At 63.1% G+C, this 25,084-nt stretch carries 22 protein-coding genes and 1 pseudogene; 9 read left to right on the top strand and 14 right to left on the bottom strand.

Annotated elements, in window-relative coordinates; translation table 11 throughout:
- The 6 genes from UIB01_RS06440 to UIB01_RS06465 all read right to left on the bottom strand — a co-directional run bounded on the left by UIB01_RS06440 (window position 1) and on the right by UIB01_RS06465 (window position 7,224).
- The gene (locus tag UIB01_RS06440) at window positions 1–978 is read right to left on the bottom strand and encodes an ABC transporter substrate-binding protein (protein ID WP_038657960.1); all 978 of its coding nucleotides are present in this window, start codon (window positions 976–978) and stop codon (window positions 1–3) included.
- 50 nt (window positions 979–1,028) lie between these two features.
- Window positions 1,029–1,778, bottom strand: a complete 750-nt coding sequence (locus tag UIB01_RS06445) for an alpha/beta fold hydrolase (protein ID WP_038657961.1) — start codon at window positions 1,776–1,778, stop codon at window positions 1,029–1,031.
- Window positions 1,771–2,751, bottom strand: coding sequence for an isopenicillin N synthase family dioxygenase (locus tag UIB01_RS06450; protein ID WP_038657962.1), 981 nt, complete (start codon window positions 2,749–2,751; stop codon window positions 1,771–1,773). Before UIB01_RS06450 ends, UIB01_RS06445 begins: the two co-directional genes overlap by 8 nt.
- 396 nt (window positions 2,752–3,147) lie before the next feature.
- The gene (locus UIB01_RS06455; protein ID WP_038657963.1) at window positions 3,148–3,768 is read right to left on the bottom strand and encodes a class I SAM-dependent methyltransferase; all 621 of its coding nucleotides are present in this window, start codon (window positions 3,766–3,768) and stop codon (window positions 3,148–3,150) included.
- Window positions 3,769–4,016: 248 nt separating this feature from the next.
- Entirely contained in the window at window positions 4,017–5,714 is a 1,698-nt protein-coding gene (locus tag UIB01_RS06460; RefSeq protein ID WP_038657964.1) for a response regulator, read from the bottom strand.
- Entirely contained in the window at window positions 5,698–7,224 is a 1,527-nt protein-coding gene (locus UIB01_RS06465) for an ATPase domain-containing protein (protein WP_038657965.1), read from the bottom strand. The genes UIB01_RS06460 and UIB01_RS06465 overlap by 17 nt, the downstream gene beginning before the upstream one ends.
- 433 nt (window positions 7,225–7,657) lie before the next feature.
- Here UIB01_RS06465 and UIB01_RS06470 point away from each other — a divergent pair, with 433 nt between their 5' ends.
- The 3 genes from UIB01_RS06470 to ggt all read left to right on the top strand — a co-directional run bounded on the left by UIB01_RS06470 (window position 7,658) and on the right by ggt (window position 11,533).
- The gene (locus tag UIB01_RS06470) at window positions 7,658–8,965 is read left to right on the top strand and encodes an ABC1 kinase family protein (protein WP_038657966.1); all 1,308 of its coding nucleotides are present in this window, start codon (window positions 7,658–7,660) and stop codon (window positions 8,963–8,965) included.
- Between the two features lie 14 nt (window positions 8,966–8,979).
- Window positions 8,980–9,681 carry an SDR family NAD(P)-dependent oxidoreductase gene (locus UIB01_RS06475; RefSeq protein WP_038657967.1) on the top strand — a complete coding sequence of 234 codons (702 nt, stop codon included), beginning with the start codon at window positions 8,980–8,982 and terminating at the stop codon, window positions 9,679–9,681.
- A gap of 178 nt (window positions 9,682–9,859) precedes the next feature.
- Entirely contained in the window at window positions 9,860–11,533 is a 1,674-nt protein-coding gene (gene ggt, locus UIB01_RS06480; protein WP_038657968.1) for a gamma-glutamyltransferase, read from the top strand.
- 130 nt (window positions 11,534–11,663) lie between these two features.
- Here the strand turns inward: ggt and UIB01_RS06485 are convergent, their stop codons facing one another.
- Window positions 11,664–12,056, bottom strand: coding sequence for a VOC family protein (locus tag UIB01_RS06485; protein WP_038657969.1), 393 nt, complete (start codon window positions 12,054–12,056; stop codon window positions 11,664–11,666).
- Between the two features lie 212 nt (window positions 12,057–12,268).
- On the opposite strand from UIB01_RS06485, the gene UIB01_RS06490 reads away from it, so the two are divergent.
- Window positions 12,269–13,639 (top strand): IS1182 family transposase, encoded by a 1,371-nt coding sequence (locus UIB01_RS06490; RefSeq protein WP_014818820.1) that lies wholly within the window; start codon window positions 12,269–12,271, stop codon window positions 13,637–13,639.
- Window positions 13,640–14,111: 472 nt separating this feature from the next.
- Window positions 14,112–15,461 carry an autotransporter outer membrane beta-barrel domain-containing protein gene (locus UIB01_RS06495; RefSeq protein WP_080695053.1) on the top strand — a complete coding sequence of 450 codons (1,350 nt, stop codon included), beginning with the start codon at window positions 14,112–14,114 and terminating at the stop codon, window positions 15,459–15,461.
- Window positions 15,462–15,547: 86 nt separating this feature from the next.
- Here the strand turns inward: UIB01_RS06495 and UIB01_RS23380 are convergent.
- Together UIB01_RS23380 and UIB01_RS06500 are read right to left on the bottom strand one after the other, a co-directional pair.
- Window positions 15,548–15,751 (bottom strand): annotated as a pseudogene (locus tag UIB01_RS23380) (LysR family transcriptional regulator); the annotation flags it as partial.
- 67 nt (window positions 15,752–15,818) lie between these two features.
- Window positions 15,819–16,715, bottom strand: coding sequence for a LysR family transcriptional regulator (locus tag UIB01_RS06500; protein WP_038657970.1), 897 nt, complete (start codon window positions 16,713–16,715; stop codon window positions 15,819–15,821).
- Between the two features lie 113 nt (window positions 16,716–16,828).
- Here UIB01_RS06500 and UIB01_RS06505 point away from each other — a divergent pair, with 113 nt between their 5' ends.
- Both UIB01_RS06505 and UIB01_RS06510 read left to right on the top strand, forming a co-directional pair.
- Window positions 16,829–17,257 (top strand): VOC family protein, encoded by a 429-nt coding sequence (locus UIB01_RS06505; RefSeq protein ID WP_038657971.1) that lies wholly within the window; start codon window positions 16,829–16,831, stop codon window positions 17,255–17,257.
- Complete coding sequence (locus UIB01_RS06510; protein ID WP_038657972.1) at window positions 17,254–17,841, top strand: glutathione S-transferase family protein; 588 nt, start codon at window positions 17,254–17,256, stop codon at window positions 17,839–17,841. Before UIB01_RS06505 ends, UIB01_RS06510 begins: the two co-directional genes overlap by 4 nt.
- Window positions 17,842–17,972: 131 nt before the next feature.
- Here UIB01_RS06510 and UIB01_RS06515 read toward each other — a convergent pair whose 3' ends face one another.
- On the bottom strand, window positions 17,973–19,493 hold the full coding sequence (locus UIB01_RS06515) for a phosphate ABC transporter substrate-binding protein (RefSeq protein WP_051605045.1): 1,521 nt from the start codon (window positions 19,491–19,493) through the stop codon (window positions 17,973–17,975).
- A 248-nt stretch (window positions 19,494–19,741) separates the two neighbouring features.
- Here UIB01_RS06515 and UIB01_RS06520 point away from each other — a divergent pair, with 248 nt between their 5' ends.
- Window positions 19,742–20,752: a zinc-dependent alcohol dehydrogenase family protein gene (locus tag UIB01_RS06520; protein ID WP_038657973.1), complete on the top strand. Its 1,011-nt coding sequence runs from the start codon at window positions 19,742–19,744 to the stop codon at window positions 20,750–20,752.
- 62 nt (window positions 20,753–20,814) lie between these two features.
- Window positions 20,815–21,750 (top strand): class I SAM-dependent methyltransferase, encoded by a 936-nt coding sequence (locus UIB01_RS06525; RefSeq protein ID WP_038657974.1) that lies wholly within the window; start codon window positions 20,815–20,817, stop codon window positions 21,748–21,750.
- A 4-nt stretch (window positions 21,751–21,754) separates the two neighbouring features.
- On the opposite strand, the gene rloA3 is transcribed toward UIB01_RS06525, so the two are convergent.
- From rloA3 to UIB01_RS06545, 4 genes are all read right to left on the bottom strand, one after another.
- On the bottom strand, window positions 21,755–22,276 hold the full coding sequence (rloA3, locus tag UIB01_RS06530) for a retropepsin-like aspartic peptidase RloA3 (RefSeq protein ID WP_038657975.1): 522 nt from the start codon (window positions 22,274–22,276) through the stop codon (window positions 21,755–21,757).
- A gap of 55 nt (window positions 22,277–22,331) precedes the next feature.
- Window positions 22,332–23,288: a LysR family transcriptional regulator gene (locus UIB01_RS06535; protein ID WP_038657976.1), complete on the bottom strand. Its 957-nt coding sequence runs from the start codon at window positions 23,286–23,288 to the stop codon at window positions 22,332–22,334.
- Between the two features lie 4 nt (window positions 23,289–23,292).
- Window positions 23,293–23,964: a TetR/AcrR family transcriptional regulator gene (locus UIB01_RS06540; RefSeq protein ID WP_038657978.1), complete on the bottom strand. Its 672-nt coding sequence runs from the start codon at window positions 23,962–23,964 to the stop codon at window positions 23,293–23,295.
- A gap of 260 nt (window positions 23,965–24,224) precedes the next feature.
- On the bottom strand, window positions 24,225–25,040 hold the full coding sequence (locus UIB01_RS06545; protein ID WP_038657979.1) for an outer membrane protein OmpK: 816 nt from the start codon (window positions 25,038–25,040) through the stop codon (window positions 24,225–24,227).
- Between the last annotated feature and the right edge of the window lie 44 nt (window positions 25,041–25,084).

Consider the following 25,084-nt stretch of genomic DNA (forward strand, 5'->3'; position numbering starts at 1 on the left):
TCACTCGCTCAGGCTGGTGTCGATGGCGCTGGCCGGATCGAGGCTGTCGACGGCCATGCCCTGGGCCTTGGCGACCCACTCCCAGGTGGTGGCTAGGCGCTTGGCATCGAAGCCCGTGCCCTCGGCACTGCTGATCTCGTTCTGCATCAGCGGTACCGAGGCGGCGAACTGCTCCTCGGCCTGTTGCTCGTCGACTTCGGCAACCATCTTCTTCAGTGCGGCGGCCGCGGCAGCCGGGTTGGCGATGGCGTTCTTCTGCGCCTGCTGGTAGGCCTTGACGAACTTCTTCGCGACCTCGGGATTGCGCTGTACGAAGCGCTGAGACGCCACCAGCGACAGGCCGTAGCCTTCGAAGCCGTACTCCGACCAGGGGATGGTCTTCAGTGTCTTGTCCGCTTCGCCGAGGGCACGGACGAAGCCAGGCGCGACGGTCAGCCAGTTGATGGTGGCGTCGACCTTGCCGGTGGCGAGCATCGGCGCCAGTGCGCCGGGGTCGAGCTTGAGCAGCTTGACGCTGTTCGGGTCGATGCCGTTGCGCTCCAGCAGCAGCGGCCAGACCACGTTGGAGGCGGAGAAGGTCGGCGTGGCGACCGTCTTGCCGACGATGTCCTTGAAGCTCTCGATGCCCGAGCCTTCGGTGGTGAAGAAGGCGTCCGGCTGCTTGTTGTAGATCGGCGCCACGGCCACCACCGGCACCTCGCCTTGGGCCTTGGCCTGCAGCAGCGAGGCCAGGCCGGCCGAACCGAAGTCCGCGCTGTTGGTGGCCAGCTTGGTCACCACGTCGCTACCGCCGCGGGCACTGGCGATTTCCACTTCGATGCCTTCGGCGGCGAACAGGCCCTGCTCGACACCGAGGTAGATCGCGGCCTTGTCGCCGGCTGGCAACCAGTCGTTGAGCCAGCGCACCTTGTCGGCGGCCAGGGCGGTTTGGCTGAACAGCGCGAGCAGTGCGCTCGCGAGCAGGGTTTTCTTGAACATGGTGAAGCTCCTTGAAGGTTCGGCGTGATGAGCGCGATGCAATAAACGGGTCAGTGCACGGGTTGAGGATGGCGAGTGAAGAAATCCACCAGGGCGGCGAGCAGCGCGTCGGGCATGGCCAGTTGCGGCGCATGGCCGCAATCGAGCACCACCCGCTCGGCGCCAGGCACCAGCTGCTGCATGCGCTGTTGCACCAGTGGCAGCACGGAGCGGTCCTGCGCGGCTTCGATATACAACCGTGGCAGACGACCGAAACGCTCGACGCTCCAATGCGCGGCGATGTCGCGTCCGCCATCGGGCTGCACCGTCAGGCGGCGCGCTGCGGCGATGGCGGCCTGTGCCGGTGCATCGTGGAAGAACACCGCACAGGCGGCATCGCTTGGTACGCGGCTGCCACCGGGCACCGCTTCGAGATAGGGACCGATGCCGCTAACCTCGGGAAAGTCGCTACTCAGTCCGGCGCAGAGTTCGCCGAAGCCCATGCCGCTGGGCAGCATCATGCCGGCGACATAGGCGACCCCGGCGACGCGCTCGGCATAAGCCTCGGCCACGGCGGTGGCAGTGACGCCGCCGCCGGAATGCGCGACCAGCTGGATCGGACCGGGCAGCGTCTCGATCAATGCGCCGACGTGCTCGACATAGCGCTGCAGCGAGACCGCGGTGAGTGGCGTGTCGTTATGGCCGTTGCCCGGCAGATCAACCGCGTGGGGTCTGTGTCCGGCATCGCGCAGGCCATCCTGCAGCGAATCCCAGACCCAGCTACCGGCCCAGGCACCGTGGATGAGGACGATGTCAGCCATAGGTCCTCCGGTACATCTCGCGGTGGTGTTCTTCCACCGTCACGGCGGGATAGCGAGGGGCTTCACCCGGCGCGAGGCAGGTCGGCAGGCACTCGACCAGATGGTCCGGGTTGCCGCTGAAGAAGAACGGCACGCTGTAGCGCTCGCGCCCGGAAATGTTGACCACCCGGTGAAGCGTCGAGCGGTACTGATCGTTGGTCCAGCGGGCGATCATGTCGCCCAGGTTGACCACATAGGTGCCGGGTACGGGCGCTGCGTGAATCCAGCTCTTGCTGTGGCGATCCCAGACCTGTAGGCCGGGATTCTCGTCCTGCAGCAAGAGCGTCAAGCCGCCGAAATCGGTATGTGCGCCGCATCCCTTCTCGCCGGGCGCGGCATTGGCCGGCTGCGGCGGGTAATGCAGCAGGCGCAGGGTGCTCATGGAGTCGCGGCAGAAGCCGGCGAAATGTTCCTCCGGCAGTTGCAGCGACAGCGCGATGGCACCCATCAGCCGTGCCGCGAGGGCATTCATCTCATCGCGATAGCGCTCCATGGTCGGGCGAAAGTCCGCGAGCTCGGCTGGCCATTGGTTGGCACCGTGGTTGAAGCGCCCGGCCAGTACACGCGGGTCGTCCTCGGCCAGCTCTTCGCCGATATAGAAGCCCTCCTTGAGATCGGCCGGCGTCCCGGCTTCCAGCACCTGTCCGCGCAAGGGCTCGTATCCGCGATTGGCTTTCGAGAAAGCCTTGTCCAGCGCGCGCTTGCTCGCTTCCGGCTGGGCGAAGAAGGCTCGCGCCTGCTCGAATACCGCCTGCTGCAGCACCGGGTCGACACCATGATTGGCAATACAGAAGAAGCCGACCTCGCGACAGGCGGCGCCGATGCGTTCGGCCACGGCTGTGCGCTCGGCAAGGTCGGGGGAAAACAGCCCGGCGATATCGATCAGCGGCAGCGCGGCTGCTTCGAGATGGCGGGCGGAAAGGGCATCGTGCATGTGTCAGTCCTGCTCTGCCGAGCGCGGGATGGCGATCGGCGGGTGCAGTATCCGACTGCCATTGCTGTGCGCAGAAGCAGAGAATATCGAGCAAGCCGATGCCGTTTCGGCAGCAGAGGCGCTTGCATCATTAAGAGGCGTCAGGTGGGCAGCAATGGTGCTGGGCGAGAGCATGCGGGCGTTGCCTGGGAGGAGGAGCGAGAGGCTGGAGAGGGGGCGTTCGCACTGTTATGGGGCGTGGAGTAGGTGTCGAGGGGCGAGGAATTTTCTTTCTTGCCTGGCCGGGCAGACCGCGGCCAGTGAGGACGGGGCGGTCGCGTTTGTCGCGCAGGGCAAACAGCGAAGCACTACTTGTCGTGGTTGGCCCGGAACGGAATCAGTTGTCAGTGCTGCCTGCTATTGGACCCGTTTGCGGCAGAAGCAGTAGACGAACTTCTGCTCGATCCCGCCGGGAGTGTGGTGCGATTCCTTTTCATGGCCGAGCAGCAGAAAGGGCTCGCCGAACTCGGCATGCAGCTCGCTGGCGCCATAGCGCATGACCGGCAGGCCGCTGCATTTCTCCGGGCCATCCTCGGCGAAGGTGGCCACTATCACCAGCCCGCCGGGCTTGACCGCATGCAGCACCTGACGCACATAGGCATGCCTGTCTTCTTCGCTGGTCAGAAAGTGAAAAACTGCCCTGTCGTGCCATACATCGAAGCTGCGCTCGGGTAGCGCGGCTTCGATGACATTCGCCTCCAACCAACGGACACTCGCGGCATTGGCACCGAGTCTCGTCTTGGCCGTGACCAGCGCCGCAGCGGAAAGATCGAGCACCGTCAGGTTTCGATAACCGTTGGCCAGAAGGTCGTCGACCAGCGTCGAGGCACCACCACCCACATCGATGATCGACGCTGCCGAGTGGACGTCTGCATCGCGGATCAGTTTCAGCGACAGCTCGGCGTGTTCCTGAAACCAGCTGACCTCGTCTGCGGCCTTGGTGGAGTAGACCTTTTCCCAGTGATCTTTCGGCTGCATGGCGCTATCCCTCGACTGTTTCGATCCATTGAAAATAGACGCCTCCGGACGGTAGCACATCGGCAAAAGGCGACACATAGAAGCCAGGGACCGCGCTAATCGACTTGGATCTGACCGGCAAGAGGGGTTCAGTCGGGCGGCTGCCAGCTGGTGCTTTACGCACCTGATGACTGAAAGTCGGATTGCGCCAGAGTCAAGCGAAGGCGCGAAGCGGGTCGTTGCGTACTTCCTGCCGCAAGAGCATATCGCTAGCCATATCGACTGGCCGTTGCCGCTGCACCTTCGATCGCCTCTCGCAGCGCGGACGCCAGTTCCTCAAGGCGATAGGGCTTGGCGAGCACGTGCACACCCTCGGCGGTGGCCGATTGTTGCGCCGCTTCGGCATAGCCGCTGGTAAGCAACACGGGAACACCCAGTGCGCGGGTGCGAATCTCGCGGGCGAGCTCAACGCCGTTCATGCCCCCGGGCATCATCACGTCGGAGAAGACGATGTCCACCTTGCAGCCGTCGGCCAGCGTGTTCAGGGCGTCGGTAGCGCTGCCGGCATGGGTGACGTGATAACCCAGATGTTCGACCATCTCGCCAACCAGGGCGGCCACTTCCTCGTCATCATCCACGAGCAGGACGCTGCCGAGGAACGCGTCACCGGTGTCATTCGCGACATGCTCGACGTCAGGCTGTGCCGGGATATCTTCGGCGCGGGGCAGCAGCAGGATCACGCTGGTGCCCTGTCCGCATTCGCTTTCGATCCACACGGTGCCGCCCGACTGGCGGGCAAAACCGTAGACCTGGGCGAGACCGAGACCCGAGCCCTTGCCGATTTCCTTGGTGGTGAAGAAGGGGTCGAATACGCGGGTGCGAACCTCAGCCGGTATGCCGGTACCGGTGTCGGTCACGGCCAGGCGGACGAAGTCGCCACGGCGGCCGAGCACCTGCTCATCGGGTGCGTTGCAGGCCTGCAGCAGAATCGAGCCGCCAGCGGGCATGGCGTCACGCGCGTTGACTGCGAGGTTGAGGATGACCAGTTCCAGCTCACCCGGATCGACCTGCACCGGCCACAGATCTGGCGCGAATTGCTGACGAACATGCACATCACCGCGCAGGCTGCGGTCGAGCATTTCGCGCATCTGGCTGATGCGTCGGGCCAGGTCGACGGGTTCGGGCGCCAGCGACTGGCGTCTGGAGAACGCCAACAGCTGACGGGTCAGGGCCGAGCCGCGTTGCGCTGCCTGACGCATGCCATCCATCAGGCGCTTGCGGCGCTCAGGGTCGGCGCGGCGGTCGAGCATGTCGAGCCCGCCGGTAATGACCATCAGCAGGTTGTTGAAGTCGTGGGCGATGCCACCGGTAAGCTGGCCAATGGCTTCGATCTTCTGCGTCTGGCGCAGGGTTTCCTCGATATGCGCGCGCTCGGCCATCTGGGTACGCAGTTCGAGGTTGGTTGCTTCCAGTTCACTGGTGCGCTCGACGACCAGCGCTTCCAACTCCTGCGAGGCTCGTTCACGCGCTTCCAGTAGTGCGCGTACCTCGTGCTGGCGGTGCCGCCCACGTAATGCGGCCTTTACCGCGCTGGTCAGGGTGATGCTCTGTACGGGACGTTCAAGCAGGGAGACGTTACGCAGTGCAGCGACCATGCGCTGGCGCCACGCGGTGACGGCAGGCTGCTGATGCTTGCTGGTCAGTACGACAAAGGGGAAGTCGGACCAGGCAGGTTGTTGCTCGACCCAGGCGGCAAGCCCTTCGAGATCTCGCCCGAAGAGGCCCTCTTCAGCAATGAAGACCGCGTCCGCATCGGTTTCTGCACGTTGCAGCACTTCATCGACGCTGTGACAGACGACGGCGTCCATGCCGCTGCGGCTGAGCAGCTCGGCCGAGGCGGGACCGTCCCGGCCGATGGGGGCATAGACGACTACGATTGGGCTATCTCTGTTAGTGGGCGTCGTCATGCTCGTCTGTCAGTAGATAAGTCGCATCACCGGTGTATTCCGGCGTGCCCGATAGAATGCCGTTGAAGTGGCTTAGCGGCGGTCCGACCTTGATCCCAGCAGGGCTGAGTCGATATTCCCTGATGGTGTTTTCATGCTGTCCGCTGCGTTTTTTCACCACCGACAACGCCCGGCGAACCACCCCTGAGTGCTCGAAGTAGCGCTGCATGATAACCGCATCACTGAGGTAGCTGATGTCGATGGGCGTATCCATTGGGCCAACCAGGCCATGCTGGGCCAATATCATGATGCTGACGACCCCTTTCTGCCCCAGATAGCTGAGCAACTCATGCATCTGCAGAATCAGGAACTTGCCGTCGGGCATTGCGTGCAAGTAACCATTGAGGCTGTCCAGAATCACCAGCTTGGTACCCTGCATCTCCACGCTGTGGCGCACCGCGGCGGTGAACTCGCCGGGAGACAACTCGGCGGGGTCGACCTGCTGCAGGTGCAGCAGGCCCTGATCGATCCATGGCTCCATCGGCAGGCCCAGCGCCCGACCACGTGCGAGCAGGGTGCTGGTGTTCTCGTCGAAAACGAAGAAGGCGACCTGCTCGCCGCGCTTGCATGCCGCGACCGCGTAGCTCAACGCCAACGACGATTTGCCGACACCGGCTGCGCCGACCAACAGCGCGTTGGTGCCGCGCTCCAGTCCGCCGCCAAGCATCTTGTCCAGCGCCTCGTTACCAGATGAGGCCAGCTCACCGGTAAACGGCGAGTGATGCTCTGCAGCTATGAGGCGAGGGTAGATCTGCAGGCCGCCCTTGCGAATGACGAAGTCGTGGTAGCCGCCGCGGAACTGGATGCCGCGCATCTTGATCACGCGCAGCCGCCTGCGCTCGGCACCGTAGTCGATGGCCAGTTGCTCGAGCATCACCACACCGTGGGAGATGGAATGCAGCTGCAGGTCGCCGATTTCGGAGGTCTGGTCGTCCAGCAGAATCACGGTGCAATTGCGTGACGTGAAGAAGTGCTTGAACGCCAGCACCTGTCGCCGATAGCGCAGCGGGCTTTGCGCCAGCAGACGCATTTCCGAAAGGCTGTCGAAGATCACCCGCGTTGGATTGGTTTCAGTGACGCGGTCGAATACCTGCTGGGTGGTTTCGCTCAGCTCCATTTCCGCCGGATGCAGTACCGTCAGTTCCAGCTCGGGATCGAGGCTGGTCTCTGGCGAGATCAGTTCGAACACATCGATGCCTTCGAGCGTCCAGCCATGCCGCTTGGCCACCAGCTCCAGTTCGGCCTTGGTTTCCGAAAGCGTCACATAGAGCACGCGCTCGCCTTGGCGCACACCTTCGAGCAGAAACTGCAGGGCGATGGTGGTCTTCCCGGAACCGGGGCTGCCCTCATAGAGGTACATGCGGTTGGGATCCAGGCCCCCGCCCAGAATGTCATCCAGCCCCTTGCTGCCGGTGGAAATGCGTGGGGCTTCATCGTTCGGTTGGAAGGAAGGATTATTGAAATCGGTCATTCCACTCTCCTTAACGCAGGCATCGCTGCGTGATCTGTTCCTCCAGCCGTCAATTCATGTGCTGACGAACCCGCTGGCGAAACACGCCCTTATTTGCCTTTCAGGCTGACAGGGCTGAAAGCCGCTCGAACCGTCACGTTGTGCGTTTTCATACGCGGCGAATACGCGCTGTGGACGGACGGCATTCGAGGGGCGCAGTCATCTAATCCGACTCGCACGGTGCCTGCCCGTTCCGCATGGGCACGGTTGGCCCGTAGCGGCAGACGCCATATTTCGGGGCATGCCCCGCTGCTAACCACGGCATCTAGTGCTTCGCTTGCTGTAGCGAAGCGGCTTTGCGCGCTCGGTGCTGCGCAACAGACTGCAACCATTCGCCCTTGGATCATGCCTTGGGCTGGCCCATGATCAGCCTTTGCCTTTGCGGGTCGCCTGCATGTCTCGATTCTCTCGTCCATCGGCTTCGGCGCTAGGCCGCTTTCTGCAACTGGGCGGCACCGGCGCGCGCATTGCCGGCAACCTGCTGGTGCAGCGCATCACCCCGGGCAAGGCGCGTATCGACTGGGTGCCGGTCGGCGAGCTGCTCGGCGATGCGCTTGGGCAGATGAAGGGTCCGGTGCTGAAGCTCGGTCAGCAGGCCTCGCAATGGCAGGATCTGCTGCCTGATCCGATCAGCGCCGCGCTGGCGCGCTTGCAGAATCAGGTGCCCTCGCTGCCGTTCGACGCACTGCAAGCCAATCTGCAGCGCGTCTACGACGGCAGCCTGTACGAACTGTTCGAGTCCATCGAGCCTGAGCCATCGGCGGCTGCCTCACTGGGTCAGGTCCACCGCGCCCGGGATCGTCAGGGCAGGGCGCTGATCATCAAGATCCAGTATCCCGGCATCCGCGCCATCTGCGATGCCGATCTGCGCCAGCTGCGTCGCCTAATGCCGCTCGGGCGCCTGTTCGGTACGCCGCCCGCGCGCCTCGATGCGGTCTATATCGAGCTGCAACGGGCGATCGCCGAGGAGCTCGACTACGACGCAGAGCGCGCCAATCTCGAAGCCTTTCGTGAACACTTCGAAAGCTGGCCGGGCATCCGCATACCCTATGCCGCGGGCGAACTTTGCCGGCCCGGTGTGCTGGTGATGGAAGATCTGCCCGGCCGCTCCATGGCCGAGGTCGATCAGGCCCCGGCGGAAGTGCGTCAGCGCCTGGCAGAAAACCTGTGCGCATGGCTGGCCGAGCAGGCATTCGGTCTGCAACGGCTGCATACTGATCCGCATCCCGGCAACCTGGCCTGGACCAAGTCTGGCGAGCTGGTGGTCTACGATTTCGGCAGCGTGCTGCGTCTGGAGCCACGCTTGCTGGCCGGCTACGTGCAGATATTCGAAGCGCTGCGCAGCACCTCCAGCGAGGCGTTGGAGTCCGGCTTCCAGATGCTCGGCGGTCGCCAGCCGGGCAGTGCGCCGCCCCATGGGCTGTACCGGCGCATCCACCTGATGCTGCACCCGCTGCTGCAAGCCGGCGCGCAATGGGACTTCCGCGAGGCGGCGCTGCATCAACGGCTGTCCGAGTTGTTCCCCTTGATGATGTCCGCACTCGGCAGTCTGCAACCGGCTTCGGGCACCCTGCTGATCAATCGCACGCTGGAGGGCCATTACTGGAACCTCTACCGGCTCGGCGCCTGCCTGCCCATCGCCGATCTACTTGCCGAGCATATCGAGCGCTGGCGCGGCGAAGCCGGTGTTCGTCGACCTTAAAGCTGGAGATCGTCATGCCGTTGGACTCATTCCCCGAAGGGTTTCGCGCGCTGGTCATCGGCGCATCCGGTGGCATCGGCGCCGCGCTGGTCGATGCCTTGCGCAGCGATCCGCGCTGCGCGTCGGTCATCGCCTTGAGTCGTTCATCCGAGCCGGCTCTCGACCTGAGCGATCCCGCCAGCATCGAACAGGCCGCGGCCAGCGTGGCGGGGCAGGGGCCGTTTCACCTGATCATCAACGCCGCCGGCGTGCTGCACGGTGGCGACTTCATGCCAGAGAAGCGCCTGGCCGATCTCAACCAGGCGCAGCTGCTCGCCACCTTCCAAATCAACACCTTCGGCCCGTCCATGCTGCTACGTCACTTCAGCGGGCTGCTCGACCGCCAGCGCGGCGTGCTCGCCATGCTCTCGGCCAAGGTCGGCAGCATCGGCGACAACCGCCTCGGCGGCTGGTACAGCTACCGCGCCTCCAAGGCTGCGCTGAACATGCTGCTCAAGACTGCTTCCATCGAAGTCCGCCGCAGCCAGCCGAATGCGGTGCTGCTGGCGCTGCATCCGGGCACGGTTAATTCACGGCTGTCACATCCATTCCGCGGTGCGGAGATCGGCCGGCCCGCAGCCGACGCAGCGCAGGATTTGTTGCGGGTGATCGACAGCCTGGGGCCGGAGGCGAGCGGTGGGTTCTATGCGTATAGCGGGGAGGGGTTGCCGTGGTAGCGCCGGGCCTGCCTGGCAGGAAACGGCGTTCAGCGCGCAGCTAGACACCGCTACAGCCAAGCCGCGTGACCCGCAAACGCCCCGCTGCGCACCTACGCCTCGTCCCTATTGTCTATGTTGGTGATAACCGCCCAGCCATCGCGGGGCGGCGGTGACCACAAGAATAAGGATGAGCACGATGCGTTTGCTTCAGATCAGCAGGTTGACCCTTGGCGTGGCGATCGTCGCCACGGGCCACATCGCCCACGGCGCGCTTCTGGAAGGCGGGGCGGTCGCCGCACCCGACGAGTACAGCGCCAAGGTGGCCGCCCAGGTGCTCAAGGCCGGCGGCAACGCGGTGGATGCCGCAGTGGCGACCGCCTTCACCTTGGCCGTCACCTACCCCGAGGCGGGCAATATCGGCGGTGGTGGCTTCATGACGCTGTATATCGAGGGCAAGCCGTACTTTCTGGACTACCGGGAGGTCGCGCCCAAGGCCGCCAGCAAGACCATGTACCTCGACGACAAGGGCGAGGTGATCGAGAACCTGAGCCTGGTTGGCGCCAAGGCGTCCGGCGTGCCTGGCACCGTGTTGGGCATGTGGGAGGCGCACCAGCGCTTCGGCAAGTTGCCCTGGAGCGAACTCATCACCCCGGCGGTCGGCTATGCCCGTGAGGGCTTCACGGTGGCCGACCAGCAGTTCCAGTACCGCGAGGACGCCATCGGGCTGTTCAACGGTACGACCGACTTCGAGGATTACTTCGGCGCCATGAAGGCGGGTTCCACCTTCCGCCAGCCGGAGCTGGCCGAGACGCTGGAGCGCATCGCCGACAAGGGGCCTGACGACTTCTACAAAGGTAAGACCGCTGAGCTGCTGGTGGCGCAGATGCAGCGTGACGACGGGCTCATCACCAAGGAGGACCTGGCCGACTACCGCGTCAAATGGCGCGAGCCGATGCGTGTCGACTGGCAGGGCAACAGCCTCTATACCGCGCCACTGCCCAGCTCCGGTGGCATCGCACTGGCGCAGCTGATCGGCATGAAGGAGCAGCGCGCCGCCGACTTCAAGGGCGTCGAGCTGAACTCGGCACGCTACATCCACCTGCTCGCCGAAATTGAAAAACGCGTCTTTGCCGACCGTGCCGACTACCTCGGCGACCCGGACTATTCCGACGTGCCGGTCGCGAAGCTGACCTCGCCTGACTACCTGAAGCAGCGTGCCGCCGAGATCAATCCCACGGCCATCTCCGAAACCGAGAAGGTGCACCCGGGCCTCGAACCGCGGCAGACGACCCACTTCTCCATCGTCGACGCCGACGGCAATGCAGTCAGCAACACCTACACCCTCAACCTGGACTACGGCAGCGGCGTGGTGGTCAAGGGCGCCGGCTTCCTGCTCAACAACGAGATGGACGACTTCAGCGCCAAGCCAGGCGTTGCCAATGCCTTCGGTGTGGTGGGCAGCGACGCCAACGCCATCGAACCGGGCAAGCGCATGCTGTCGTCCATGAGCCCGAGCATCGTCACCCGCGACGGCAAGGTCAGCCTGGTGCTCGGTACGCCGGGCGGCTCGCGCATCTTCACCTCGATCTTCCAGGTGCTGAACAACGTCTACGACTTCGACATGCCGCTGGAAAAAGCCGTGGCCGCGCAACGCGTGCACCATCAGCTGCTGCCGAAGGACACCATCTACTACGACGCCCACGCGCCGTTGACCGGCAAGGTCGCCGACGAGCTGAAAGCCATGGGCTACACGCTCGAGGATCAGGGCTGGCTGATGGGTGATATCCAGGCGATACGCGTCGACGGCACCCGCTTGCAGACCGGGTCCGACCCGCGTGGGCGTGGCGTTGGGATGGTCGTTAAACCCTGATGGGCGAGGGGGAGAGCAAGCGGAGGGGATCGCTGCGGTCTTGTGAAGCGTCATGCGCCGCAGCGGGCTGCGGCGCATGAGGCTCAGCTTTCAACGCCGCACATGGGCTGTGCGGCATCGAGCGGGACGCTTACTGCGGGCGGTAGATGGCGCACAGCTTATTGCCGTCAGGGTCGCGCACATAGCTGAGGTGCATCGCGCCGAGGCTGGATTCGCGCAGTCCTGGCGGGTCCTCACAGGTCGTCCCGCCATGGGCGACGCCTACATCGTGAAACGCCTTGACCTGCTCGGCCGAGCTGCACTTGAAGCCAATCGTGCCGCCGTTGGCGACGGTCGCTTCCTCGCCGTTGATCGGCTCGGTTACACCGAACAGGCTGCCGTCGTGACGGTAGAACAGGCGCGTATGCCCGGACGGCGCCACATTGCGCAGCGGCTCGCCAGCGCCGAGTACGCCGAGCACGGCATCGTAGAACCGCTTCGACCGTTCAATATCATTCGAACCGACCATTACATGGTTGAGCATGGGGGCCTCGCTAGGTGGTTGGGGTTATGCGGTTATGGAGCAGGCACTCTAGCATTGGGAGGAATAGGGGGGGCAAGCGGTGGGTTGGGCGGTGAGCGCGGATGTTCGAGCCGAAGGTCAGAGGCTACTTTCGGCCGATTCTGTTGAAAAAGTAGCGACCTCCCCATGCCGTTGGCAAAATTGCTTTGTCAGCGGGCGTGGAGGCGAACAGCATGATGGGACAGTTACCGGGAGGACAGCAGCGCCTGTTCTACTCGTTCAATCTCGAAGATCACGTCCCGGCCCAACATCTCCTGCGCAGCATCGACCAGTGCCTGGATCTCAGTGATCTGCGCGCCTATCTGGCGGATTTCTATAGCCCCATCGGGCGTCCCTCGATTGACCCGGAATTGATGGTGCGCATGCTGGTCGTCGGCTACTGCTATGGCATTCGTTCCGAGCGGCGATTGTGCGAAGAGGTGCACCTGAACCTGGCCTATCGCTGGTTCTGCCGGCTGGGTCTGGAAGACGAAGTACCTAATCACTCGACCTTCTCGAAGAATCGCCATGGCCGTTTCCGTGACAGCGATCTGTTCCGCTGGTTGTTCAATGAAGTGCTGCGGCGCTGCATGGCAGCCGGCCTAGTCAAGGGCGAAGGTTTCGCCGTCGACGCCAGCATCATCAAGGCGGATGCCAGCCGGCAACGTGGGGTGGTGGGAGATGAAGTCGATTGGAGCGATCCAAAGCTCAGCAGCCGCGCCGTGCGCGAGTACCTCGAAGCACTTGATGAAGATGCGTTGGCTGAGGCTCTTCCCAAGAAGATTTCGCTCACCGATCCTCAGTCCCGTTGGACAGCAGCACCAGGCGGCCCGGCCTTCTTTGCCTACTCCACAAATTACCTGATCGACACTGAGCACGGTGTGATCATGGATGTGGAAGCGACCCCGGCGCACCGTACCACCGAAGTCGACTCGACCAGGACGATGGTCGAGCGTGTCGAAGCGCAGTTCGACCTCACACCGGAACGCCTCATCGGCGACACCGCCTATGGCACTGCCCCGATGCTGGCCTGGATGGTCGAAGAGAAGGACATCGAGCCGCATGTGCCGGTGTGGGACAAGACTGAGCGCAAGGACGACAGTCTCTCCAGTAACGACTTCCACTGGAATCAGGAAGCCAATGAATATCGCTGCCCAACCGGCAAACCGCTACGCAGTGAATGGCGCGCCTTCACCCAGAAAAGATCGCGGGTAACCAAGGCCAACACCATCATCTACCGCTCCAGCCAAACCGACTGCGTCACCTGTCCGTTGAAAGCGAAATGCTGCCCCAACACACCGAATCGGAAGATCGTTCGCAGCATCCATGAGGCTGCCCGCGATGTGGCTCGACGCATCGCCAAGACACCGGAATACCTCGTCTCACGTTGCGAACGGAAGAAGGTGGAGATGCTTTTCGCCCATCTTAAACGGATCATGAAACTCGACCGTTTACGACTGCGTGGCCTGACAGGCGCCACTGACGAATTCACCATGGCTGCGATGGTGCAGAACCTGCGCCGCATGGCCAAGCTTTTGCCTCAAGGGCCACCGCTCACGGGATAGGTACGCCTGTGGCGAGCAGAAACCCTCGAATTAACCCTCAAACCTGAGCAAGGACGCTCAGTGAAACGCCGAAAGGTAACTTGAAGTGGCTTGCAGCCACTTCGACAGCAGGTACATCCGACCGCCTTGCTGCCGCTAAACCTACTTTTTCAACAGAATCGGCCAAAAGCAGCCATTCGAATGTGCCTGGGAAGTCAGGGGGCGATTCAGCCCGAGGGCATTTGCCGTGCTATCGATGGTCAGCGACTGCGTGAGTTTCTACTCACAGAGTAGAACCAGTAAAAGGATATTCTTAATTAATGATTGTTCGACTAAATGGACTAAGAGCTGTCCATTTTTACGATCTTTTTTGTCGTTAATGTGTAGATAAAATCATCTCTAACCATAGCTTTTCGCCGTTATTGGCATTATTGTCCTGCTGATTAGCAGGGCTGCATACTGGCCCTCACACAGTGAACTGGGGAGTTCTTCCATGCGCCATCTCAAAGCGCTGCTTTCGGGCGGTCTTGTCGTCAGTGCCTGCCTTGCCAATGTGTATCCGACCCAGGCGCAGGCCGTACCTGATGAGCGGCCGACGGTGGTCGTAAGCTATGGCGGAAGTACCTATTCCATCAGCTCTCAATTCGTCAATTACACCGACTATTCGTCTCTGCTGGAGTCGCAGCCCTGGTGGGGTAATACGAGTTTGTCGAATGCCTTGGCAGGGCTTGTAGGAACGTCGGCAGGGTACTATCAGTCAGGCGGTGGGCTTGGGATTTTGTTCGCTTATGGGATTAGCGGTTCTAATGTGTCCATTGACTATTTCAACGGTAGTGGAACAACTAATTGTCCGAGTTCTTGTCCCACTCTAAGTAGCAATTATTATTATGCAATCATCAACCAGCTGGTCACCCTGCAAACCATGGCTGCCAGCCTGGAGTCCACGTCGTCTGGCGTGAACGCGTTGAATTCCAACCTGAGCATGATGATCAACGGCGCCCATAGTCGGCCGTTGGGTCGCCTGGTTGAGCCGGGGCAAAGCACCTTCTGGGCGGCGGGAGACTGGGGTCGTGACGATCACGGTAATCGATCGGGCAATGGCGGTCTTGCAGAGATCGGTGTCGGGCGCAACTTGGGCTTTGCGCAGATCAACCTCTCCCTTGGCCAGACTCATGCCAAGCAGGATCTGATCTACAACGGTGAGGTCAAGAGCGACGGCCGTTACCTGATGCTGGAAGGCATCATTCCGTTGACTCAGGTCGAAGGTCTGTATGCGACTCTCGGCGCTTATGGCCACTGGGGTGAAGTTGATATTCACCGTGGCTATTTCAATATGAGCGCCCTGGATTCCTCCAAGGCCAGCCCGGATACCGAAACCTGGGGCGTGCGTGCGCGTCTGGACTGGCAGAGCGCTCTTAGCGTGGCCAATACCGGCATCAGCCCCTATGTCGATCTGAGTTACAGCAGCAGCCACATGGAAAGCTATACCGAAGAGGGCGGTGGCTTACCGGCGCGTTTCGATGGCCGTACCGACGACCGTACCGAGGCACGCCTGGGCTTCAATACCCAGACGCCGCTGCCATTCATTTCCGGCTACAACTTCGTGACCAATCTGGAAGCGGCTCATCGCTTCGATAAGAACAGTGCTGGTGTTAACGGTGCTGTTGATGGCTACTTCACCTTCAACCTGCCGGGTGAGGATGTGACCAACGACTGGCTGAAAGCGGGCGTGGGGGTCGAAGGCGAAGCCGGTCCGGGCAAGCTGTCGCTGATGCTCAACGGTACGACCCAGAGTGAAATGCCCAACTTCTGGGTGGCCACCTCGTATCAGCTGCCGTTCTAAGCCATGTTGAAGCTACGCAGTGGGACCACCTATTCAGGCGCCACTGCGTTGCTGCAGAGCTACGCAGCCTAGGGTTGTTGACGCGGCTACGCCGACTCGTCGATAGACCCCAGCTGCTTTTTGCAGAAGTCGACTAACAACTGGGCCGGTTTGGTTAGGTGCGATCGCTTGATCCAGGCGGCTACTAGGCCGGATCCCGTGACGTCTTCGACTATGTCCACGCAGACCACGTGTTTGCCATCGTAGGTGATGTCCGACTGCGGGCGTGTGACCAGTACGGAGACGCCGAAGTGAATAGTCCCACCTTTCGTAGACGCTGGATGACCGCTTCTGGCCGAAAGCAGCCAGCCTCTATTTCTAACCCAACCCTGGCAAACCCCTCTCCAACTTCGGACAAGCCCACTCCACAAACGCCCGCACCCTTGGCGATAGCTGCAAGGCGTGCGGGTAGACCAGTTGGATCGGCAGGTCCTTCGGTTCGTAATCCCTGAGCACTCTTACCAGACGACCATCAGCCAGTTCATCGGCGACCTGATAGTGCATCAGCCGCGTGATGCCTAGGCCTTGCACGCAGGCCAGACTGGCGGTGCGGATCTGGTTGCAGGTCAGGCGTGGGGTGATTTCTTCGGCCTGTTCCTTTTCGCCGTGGCGGTAGTACCAGTGGCGGCCCTGGGCGGCGAAGAGGATGCAGGCGTGGTCCTCCAGTGCTGCGGGGGTGCCGATGGCGGGAGCGGTGCTCAGGTAGTCCGGGCTGGCGCAGGTGACCAGCCGGGTGCTGCCGATCTGTCGGGCGACCATGGCTGAGTCGGGCAGGTGGCCGATGCGCAGGGCGAGGTCGAGACGTTCGTCGAGCAGCGGGACGATCTGGTCGCTCAGGTTCAGCTCGACGCGGATCTCTGCATGTTCCTTGAGAAATTCATTCACCAGCGGCGCGACGTAACGCTGGCCGAACTCCACTGGCGCGGTGATGCGCAGCAGGCCGCGGACGGCGCCGTCGCTGGCTTCCAGGCGCTGCTCCATGTCGGCGAAGTCCGCCAGCATGCGCCTGCTCCAGGCCAGGTATTCCGCGCCCTCGTCGGTGAGGGCCATGCGCCGGGTGCTGCGGTTCAGCAGGCGCACGCCGAGTTGGCGTTCCAGCGCGGCCAGTGAGCGCACCACCGATGCCACGGATTGCCCGGTGGCATCGGCGGCCGAGCTCAGGCTGCCGTTGTCGACGATGCGAACGAAGCTGGCCATTGCTTTGAGCTTGTCCATTGCCACCCCTGGATTTGTGCGATTGCTGCATAGATGTTGTCAGGCCCGCGGCATAGGTGAAACCCGCGTGGCGGCTGACACTTCAGGGACTGAGGTCTCTTGGAGTTTCGCACATGAATCAATCAGCCAATCCCGCCCGCATTCTCGCCTACGACCACATCGGTATTCGTGTCAGCGACCGGCCGCGCGCGATGGCTTTCTACCGGGCGCTGGGCTTCGTCGAGAGCGCCAGCTTCCCGCTGTTCGAGGCGAACGAAATGCTCAGCCCGGACGGCGTGCGCATCAACCTGATCTTCAACGGTGCGCGTGCGCCTGATGCGCACAACGTGCTGCTGGATGCGCCGGTCAAGCGGCCCGGTATGACCCATCCGGCGTTTATCGTCGATGACCTCGCGGCGCTCCAGCAGTGGCTCGAGGCGCAGGGCATCGTCATCACCGAGGGACCGCATCCCATCGGCCCGCGACGGATCGCGCTGTTCATCCGCGACCCGGACGGCAACGTCTTGGAATTCAATCAGCTCATCAGAGGAGGTGCGCAATGAAACTGTATGACCTGGGACCATCCGGCAACTGCTACAAGGTGCGGCTGTTCGCTGCGCTGGCAAACATCGACCTTGAACTGGTAGCCGTGGATTTCGCCAATGGTGCGCACAAGAAGCCGCCGCTGTCCGAGCTGAACCCGCTGGGGCAGTTGCCGATTCTGGACGATGGCGGGCATATCGTCCGCGACTCGCAGGCCATTCTGGTTTACCTCGCAGGGACCTACGGCGGCCTGGCGTGGTGGCCGGACAATCCGCGCGGGCAGGCGGAGATCGTGCAGTGGCTGTCCTTCACTGCGAACGAGATCCAGCAGAGCCTGAATGCGGCGCGGCTGGTGCAGAAGTTCGGCTATCCGCTGGACAAGGCCGCAGCGCTGGCCAAGGCACCGGCGGTGCTCAAGCTGCTGGACGATCATCTGCAGCGCCACGACTGGCTGGCGATCGACCGACCGACCATCGCCGATTGCGCGGTCTACCCCTACGTGGTGCTGGCGCCGGAAGGGGGTGTGGATCTCACCCCGTACCGCCACGTCGCCCGCTGGATGGAGCGGCTGGAAGCGTTGCCGGGTTATCTGCCCAAGCCTTAGCGGCCGAGCAGCCACGGTGAGACGCGATCACCGCGGGAAACTGATCATCAGCCGGTCGCTGAAACCTGCCAACGGAGCATTGCCGGCTGCGCGTGCAGTATTGAAGCGCCGGTGTGACCGGCGCCGTGGTGTTACTCGCTAACCGGCCGTTGCGCCGGCGTGGCTTTTTCAGCGGCGATATCGAAGGCGATGCTCCAGTTCTGCAGCGGGTAGGGCTGGTGCACCAGTGCCTTGATGTTGGCTTCGGCGGGCATCAGGTCGGGCAGGTATTCGTAGGTGGCGTCGGCGCGCATCGGGTCGCTGTCGCGCAGCTGGCCGGCGCCGCCGACCTCATGGCCCGCGTAGCTGATGCGCGGCTGGCCGCTGAGATCGCGACTGGCGCGCAGGCGCACGACGGTGTCGGCGACGATTTCGACGGCTTCGATGGGCACTTCGCCGTTGTCGTCACGCAGCACGAAACCCTTGTTCTTCACGTCGCGGGCCTGGTGGCCGATGTACGGCTGATCGAACGCCAGCGGCGGGTGCGGCACGTGGTAGTCGATCACCACGTCGCGGCCGTCCACCGTGGCATGGCGAGGCGACAACGGGACCCATCCTTTTCGCTCGATGACGACGCGGTGGTAGACCTTGCCGAGCATCTGGCCGAACCAGCGATAGCCGTTCGCCGACAGGTGCACGCCTTTGTCGGTGTACGGGTAGACCGGCCCGACCAGGTACCAGCCTGGTTCTTCCTGGGCCAGTTCCCACTGCGCCGTGCCGATGGCGAGCGAGCCGTCCTTCACCGAAGATTTGGCGTCGGTCTGGTAGCTGAAGAAGGCCGGCATTTTTTCCTGCCCGGCGATGGCCTTGGCGGTGTCGGCGTAGAGGTCGTCGCGCAGCTGGCGCAGCTTGGCCTTGTAGTACGCCTGATCGTTCTTGCCGCCGTTGGTGTGGGAATAGTCGTACTCGCCCTGCAACCAGAAGAACGCACTGATGCTGTAACTGGCCTGTTGCGCGTCAGCCAGTGCCTTGGCCTGATCGACCGCCTGGGTCACGCGCAGGTATTCGTTGGTGCCGCCGGTTTTCGAGAGCTGGGCAATGGAGCGACCCGAGGTCGAGGCGTTGCTGGCGACGAACAGATGATCCGGATCGGTGTCGCGGCCGAGGTGATGCAGATAGAGCCGGCGTGCCATGTTCAGCGCGCCGACTTCCACCGATTCGCCTTCTTCCTGCGCCTGCGGCGCGAGCTTTTCGACCTTCTCCGCCTCGAGGACGACCGCCGCGTTGCTCTTCTGCTGAACCACGGCGCGTAGCGGGGTGAAGGCGGCTTCGCCCACCGGCTTGAACGCCGGGCCACTGAACGCAGCCGAGCGTGGCGATTTGCCGAGCATCAGGTTGTCGTAGCGCGGTGCCACCGAGAGTGCCGGCCAGCCTTCGGCCGCGGAGGCTAGCGACTGGCCGTAGGTGATGATGTGGTTGTACTTGCTCTCCAGCGGCTGGGTCAGCTCGTTTGGCTTGGCCAGGAGCTCTGCGGTCAGGCGCTTGTTCTCGGCGTCGCGGGCGGCCAGCTGGGCCTCGGTTTCCGCTGCCAGGCTGGGCGTGGCCAAGGCGAGTAGAAGTGCGGCAGCGATGGTGGTGTGCAGGATCGTCGGTTGATCAGGGCGATGGGACATGAGGTTGTTCCGGATGCGCGGGGCAGTTTGGTGCGGCTGCCTTGGGCGAGCCGTTGACTATTGGCGAACGCGCTTTCGACGATGCTAAAGGAGGTAAGTTCGCGACCGCCATGTCGATGGCGGATTGGCTATGCTGTCGCGCATTCGAGCGGTGCTCGTGCAGCGATGCGCAGCAGCCTTCGGCAGGTCGAACGATGCCGCTGCCGGCCGTTCCCATGCGGGTCATCCCGTTAGCAGAGGAGAATTCCATGAGCCATAAAGCCATATTCGTGCAGCCCGGTGGCGGCTACGGCCGGGTCGTCGTCGGTACCAGCGAGGCCGCCACGCCCGGCGCCGGCGAGATCACCGTGCGCCTGCGCGCCAACTCGCTCAACTACCACGACTTCGCGGTGGTCAGCGGCATGTGGGGCCCCAGCGAGCCGCGCATTCCCATGGCCGATGGTGCCGGTGAAGTGGTGGCGGTGGGTTCCGGCGTGACTGAGTTCGCCGTTGGCGATGCGGTGGTCAGCACCTTCTTCCCCGACTGGCTGGCCGGTGAGCCGCTGATCGAGGGTTTCGCCACGGTGCCGGGCGATGGCGTCGATGGTTACGCACGGGAAATGGTCACCGCTCGCGCCACTTCGTTCACCCATGCACCCAAGGGCTACAGCCATGCCGAGGCGTCGACGTTGACCACTGCCGGCCTCACAGCCTGGCGTGCGCTGATGGCCGACGGCAAGCTCAAGCCCGGCGACAGAGTGCTGATCCAGGGCACCGGCGGCGTTTCCATCTTTGCCCTGCAGTTCGCCAAGATGGCCGGCGCCACGGTCATCGCCACCTCGTCCAGCGATGCCAAGCTGGAGCGCCTGCGCGAGATGGGCGCCGATCATCTGATCAACTACCGCAGCACGCCGGCCTGGGGTGAAACGGTGCGCCAGCTTACCGATGGCCGCGGCGTCGACCATGTGATCGAAGTGGGCGGCCCGGCGACACTGGAGCAGTCAATGGTGGCGGCGCGAATCGGTGGGCATATCGCTGTCATCGGCATCCTCACTGGCGTGGCGGGCGAGCTGCCGCTGGTGCCGGCGCTGGTGCGCCAGTTGCGTCTGCAGGGTGTGCTGGTGGGCAGCCGCGCGCAGCAGCAGGAGATGATCCGCGCCATCGACGCCAACGGCATCCGCCCGGTGATCGACAAGCACTTCGCGGTGGACGATATCGTCGAGGCGTTCCGTTACCAGGAAACCAACCAGCACTTCGGCAAGATCTGCCTGGATATCTGAGGCCTGGCGTCGGCGGCGGCTGCGTTTAGAATGCGCGGCCACGCTGCCGACGATGCCCGCCCATGACACCCGAACACCTCACCACCCTGCAAAATCACCTGCTCGACGCCTTGGCCAACATGCCCGACGAGACGCGGCGGTTGTTTCACGGCCGCGGCCGCTGCTATCCGGGGCTCGAACAGCTGACCGTCGACTGGCTACAGGGCGTGGTGCTGGTGGCGCTGTTCCGTGATCCGGGCGAGGCGGAACTGGCGGCATTGAAGCAGGTGCTTATGGCGCTGACCGCCACTCCGGCTTGGCAGCAGAGCCAGGCACAGCGCTTGCTGCTGCAGCATCGCTATCTGCCGGATGCGCCGACCGAAGCGTTGCTGGGCGATGTGCCCGCCGAGTGGCAGATCAGCGAGAACGGCCTGCGCTACAAGCTCGACCTCGGGCGCAAGCAGAACAATGGCCTGTTTCTCGACATGCGTTATGGCCGCCATTGGGTGCAGGAAAATGCACAGGGCAAGTGGGTGCTCAACCTGTTCGCCTACACCTGCGGCTTTTCCGTCGCGGCGATCGCCGGTGGCGCCAAGCAAGTGGTCAACCTGGACATGGCCAGCGCCGCGCTGACCCGTGGGCGTGAGAATCATCGCCTCAACGGCCACGATCTCAGCCGGGTGAGCTTTCTCGGCCACGAGCTGTTCAAGTCCTGGGGCAAGGTGCGCAAGCTCGGGCCCTATGACTTGATCATCATCGACCCGCCATCCTTCCAGAAGGGCAGCTTCGCCCTTACCCGCGATTACCAGAAGATCCTGCGCAAGCTGCCGGAGTTGCTGAATGCCGGCGGTCAGGTGCTGGCCTGCGTGAATGACCCGGATATCGGTGCGGACTTCCTGATCCAGGGCATGGCTGCCGAGGCGCCGCAGCTGCGCTTCGAGCAGCGCCTGGAGAACCCGCCGGAGTTTCCCGATATCAGCCCCGAGAGCGGGCTCAAGGCACTGCTGTTCGTCGCGTAGCTTTTCAGCGATTGGCCACTTCGGAACAGTTCGGCTCGATGGTAAAGGTGCGCGCCGAATCCACCGGGCCGAGCTTTTCCAGCGTGCGGCGGCCGAGCAGGACGGGGTAGTTCATCTCGTCGCGGTCGCGAAGCGAAAACTCTTCTTCGAGCAGGCGATCGCCAACGCAGACCTTCATCAACACCACGGGCCGGTCTTCCTTGCCACCGGCGCCACGCACGGTCAGCTCACGCTGCAATTTGCGTTCGATACGCGACTTGACCAGCTTGTCGTGCTCCACGTCCTTGAGGTCGAGATCGAAACGGACCCACTTGTCGCCGTCCTTCTCGAAATAGTCGACATCCTCGGCGTGCATGGAAGAGGTCAGAGCGCCGGTATCGAGTTTGAACTTTACCGTGACCTGTTCCGGGAGGATCAGGCCGCGCTCCACCCAACCCAGCGGCGTGCCTTCTGCCGCAAGCGCTGGGAGGGTGGTCAGAGATAGGAGCAGGGCGGCCGGCAGGATGAGCAGTCGAGATGCGTTCAAGGGACATTCCTGAGCGTTTGGGTACGCTCAATAGAGCGGTATCCGCTGCAGATGTTCAGCCGGTTGTCGTTCCGCTGCGGACGGGGCCGTTCTGCGCCGCTTCGCGGGCGGCAATTTCCTCGCTCAGTGCGCGGACGAATGCATCCACTGCCACCGGCAGATAGCGCGAGCTGCGCACGTAGACACCAAGGTCACTGAATACCGAGCCGCTGTCGTTCAGTGGCACATGCACGAGCGTGCCGCTGGCCAGTTCGGCCTCGATGCCGATGCGTGTCTGGAACGCGACGCCGGCGCCGCGCTTGGCCATTTGCAGGGCCAGCTCCACGGAGCTGGTTTCCAACGGTGCCTTGTGCCGTGGACGGGTGCGCGCCAGCAACGGTGCCAGCAGGTGATGGATGGAAAGGTCGCTCTTGGCCAGGATCAGCGGGTATTCGGCGCAGGTTGCGAAACTGACCTCGCATCGCGTGGCTAGCGGATGTTCCGGGTTGACGATGGCACCCAGGCGGAAATGCCCGACGCCCAGTTGCTGCAGGTCGGCGGTGCGCGGCAGGGCGAAAGCCAGGCCGATGTCTGCCTGGCCGCTGATCACCGCTTCGGGAATCGCCTGTGAGCCAAGGCTGGTCACGCCCACGGTGACCCGCGGATAGCGCTCGCGCAGCTGCTCCAGCACGCCGGGCAGCAAGTCGGTGGTGACGCCCGATACCGTAGCAATCTCCACATGGCCGGTACGCAGGCCTTGCAGCGCGTCCAGTTCGGAGCGCACGCGCTCGGCGTCCTGCAGCACGACGATGACATGGCGAGCGAAGATCTCTCCGGCTGCTGTTAGCCGCAGTCCGCCGGGCAGGCGTTCGAACAGCGGTGTGCCGATCTCGTCTTCGAGTTTGAGGATTTGCCGGTTCACCGCCGACGAGGCGACGTTGAGCCGCCGCGAGGCTTCGCGGATCGACTGGCAGCGGCGCACCATGTCGAAGTAATGGATGGCCGGGGAGTGGATGCGTAGCTTGCGGGCCACGCGTTCAGCGCTCTGTGGCCGGCGGCTTGAGCCCGCAGCCCTTGAGGATGATGGCGATCAGGTTGTCGCTGGCATGGGCGTAGTCCGCGCGGGTCATGCGTTTGCCGTTGATGCGGCGGATCTGGTCGGAAAAATCGGCGTAGTGCTGTGTGCTGCTCCAGATCATGAAGATCAGGTGCATGGGGTCTACCGGGTCCATCTTGCCGGCGGCGATCCAGGCGTCGAATACGGCGGCGCGGCCGCGGAACCAGTTGCGATAGTCCTGATTGAAATGTTCGGACAGGCATTCGCAGCCGCTGATGACTTCCATGGCGAAGATCTTCGAGGCCTGCGGATGGCGGCGCGAGAATTCCATTTTGATGCGGATGTACTCGGCCAGGGCGGTTGCGGGGTCGTCGTCAACGGTGAGGTCGTCGAAGGCGGTGTCCCAGAGCTCGAGGATATGCCGCATGACCTCGACGTATAACCCCAGCTTGCTGTTGAAGTAGTAGTGCACGTTGGCCTTCGGCAGCCCGGCGCGGGTGGCGATGGCATTCATGCTGGTGCCTTTGAAACCGTAACGGGCGAACTCTTCGGCGGCCGCAGCAAGGATGCTTTCCTCGTTCTTCTGGCGAATACGGCCAGCGGGTTTGCCTTGGGCGGTGTAGAGCGGCTGCGGTGCGTTGTGCTTGTCCATGTTTCCTGTCCGTGAGCGCGCTGGTGGTCGGCCGTCTCCCGGGGCCGGCCAAGCCGATGCCGGGTTGATGATGGCGTCTTCGGGGTGGTCGTGCGGTGGACGCAGAGCCAGTGCCTGGCCGTCGAGTCGACGCGGGGTGATTGCCGAAGCAGGCTGATTCTGCACGAGATTCACTGATCGTTGCAGTCGTTGTGCTTGCGTGGACGCGGTCGGTGGGCAGGGCGCGGGAAGCGCCGCCCGGCGTACGGGCGGCGAGGGCATCAGAAATGCGCTTTGACGATAGCGCTGAAGGTGTTCTGGTCGGTCGGGCCGACAAAGTTCTTGCTGACGAACCCACCGTCCTCGATGCCGTACTTGTTCGACCAGTAGTCGTATTCGATACCGACGTAGAGCTTGCCAGGGGTGTAGTCCAGCGCCTTGCCGAGGTCGTACTTGATCTGCGGGTTGAAGTGGAAGTTCTTCTTCAGCTCGGTGTTGCTGTTCTTCTTGTCGTTGACGACCCAGTCGATATAGCCGTCGAAGAGGATGTCCGACTTGCCCACCGGGAAGGTCATGGCCCAGGTCGGGGTGATCTGCCATTGGCCGCCTGGTTTGCCGGTCGTGCCATCGGGTTTGCGGTAGTAGGTGTTCAGCGCGAAGCGATCGAAGCCGGGGATAGCGAGGTCTACGGCCGGGCCGAGCAGGTAGTTCTGGTTGGGGGTACCGTCGTCCTGGCTTTCACCGCGCTCGTAGGTCGCGGCGATCAACACGTCCTTGATCGGGCCGAAGGACAGATCGGCGCCGCTGATCTTGCCTAGCGACAGGCGCGGGCTGAATTCTCCGTAGTAGGTGTGGCCGTCGCTGCCGGAGATGCCGTTGTACCACTTGTTGTCGACGAACAGGAACATGTCCCCCCAGGTCCAACCGCTGGCATGCTCGAAGGTGATGGTCTGCTGGATTTCCCCAGCATCCACCTTGAAGTCCTTGCCATAAAGGTAGGTCAGGCTGTTGTTCTGCCAGAGCATGGGGCTGGCCATGGCTTGGCTGCTGAGGATGAACCCGGCCGCGAGGGCTGCGGTGGTCAGGCTGCGCTTCATTGGTGTGTACTCCGTATTGGCTTTTTGAGTGAGCTTGTAAGTTG

Source organism: Stutzerimonas decontaminans (assembly GCF_000661915.1).
Lineage (GTDB): Bacteria > Pseudomonadota > Gammaproteobacteria > Pseudomonadales > Pseudomonadaceae > Stutzerimonas > Stutzerimonas decontaminans.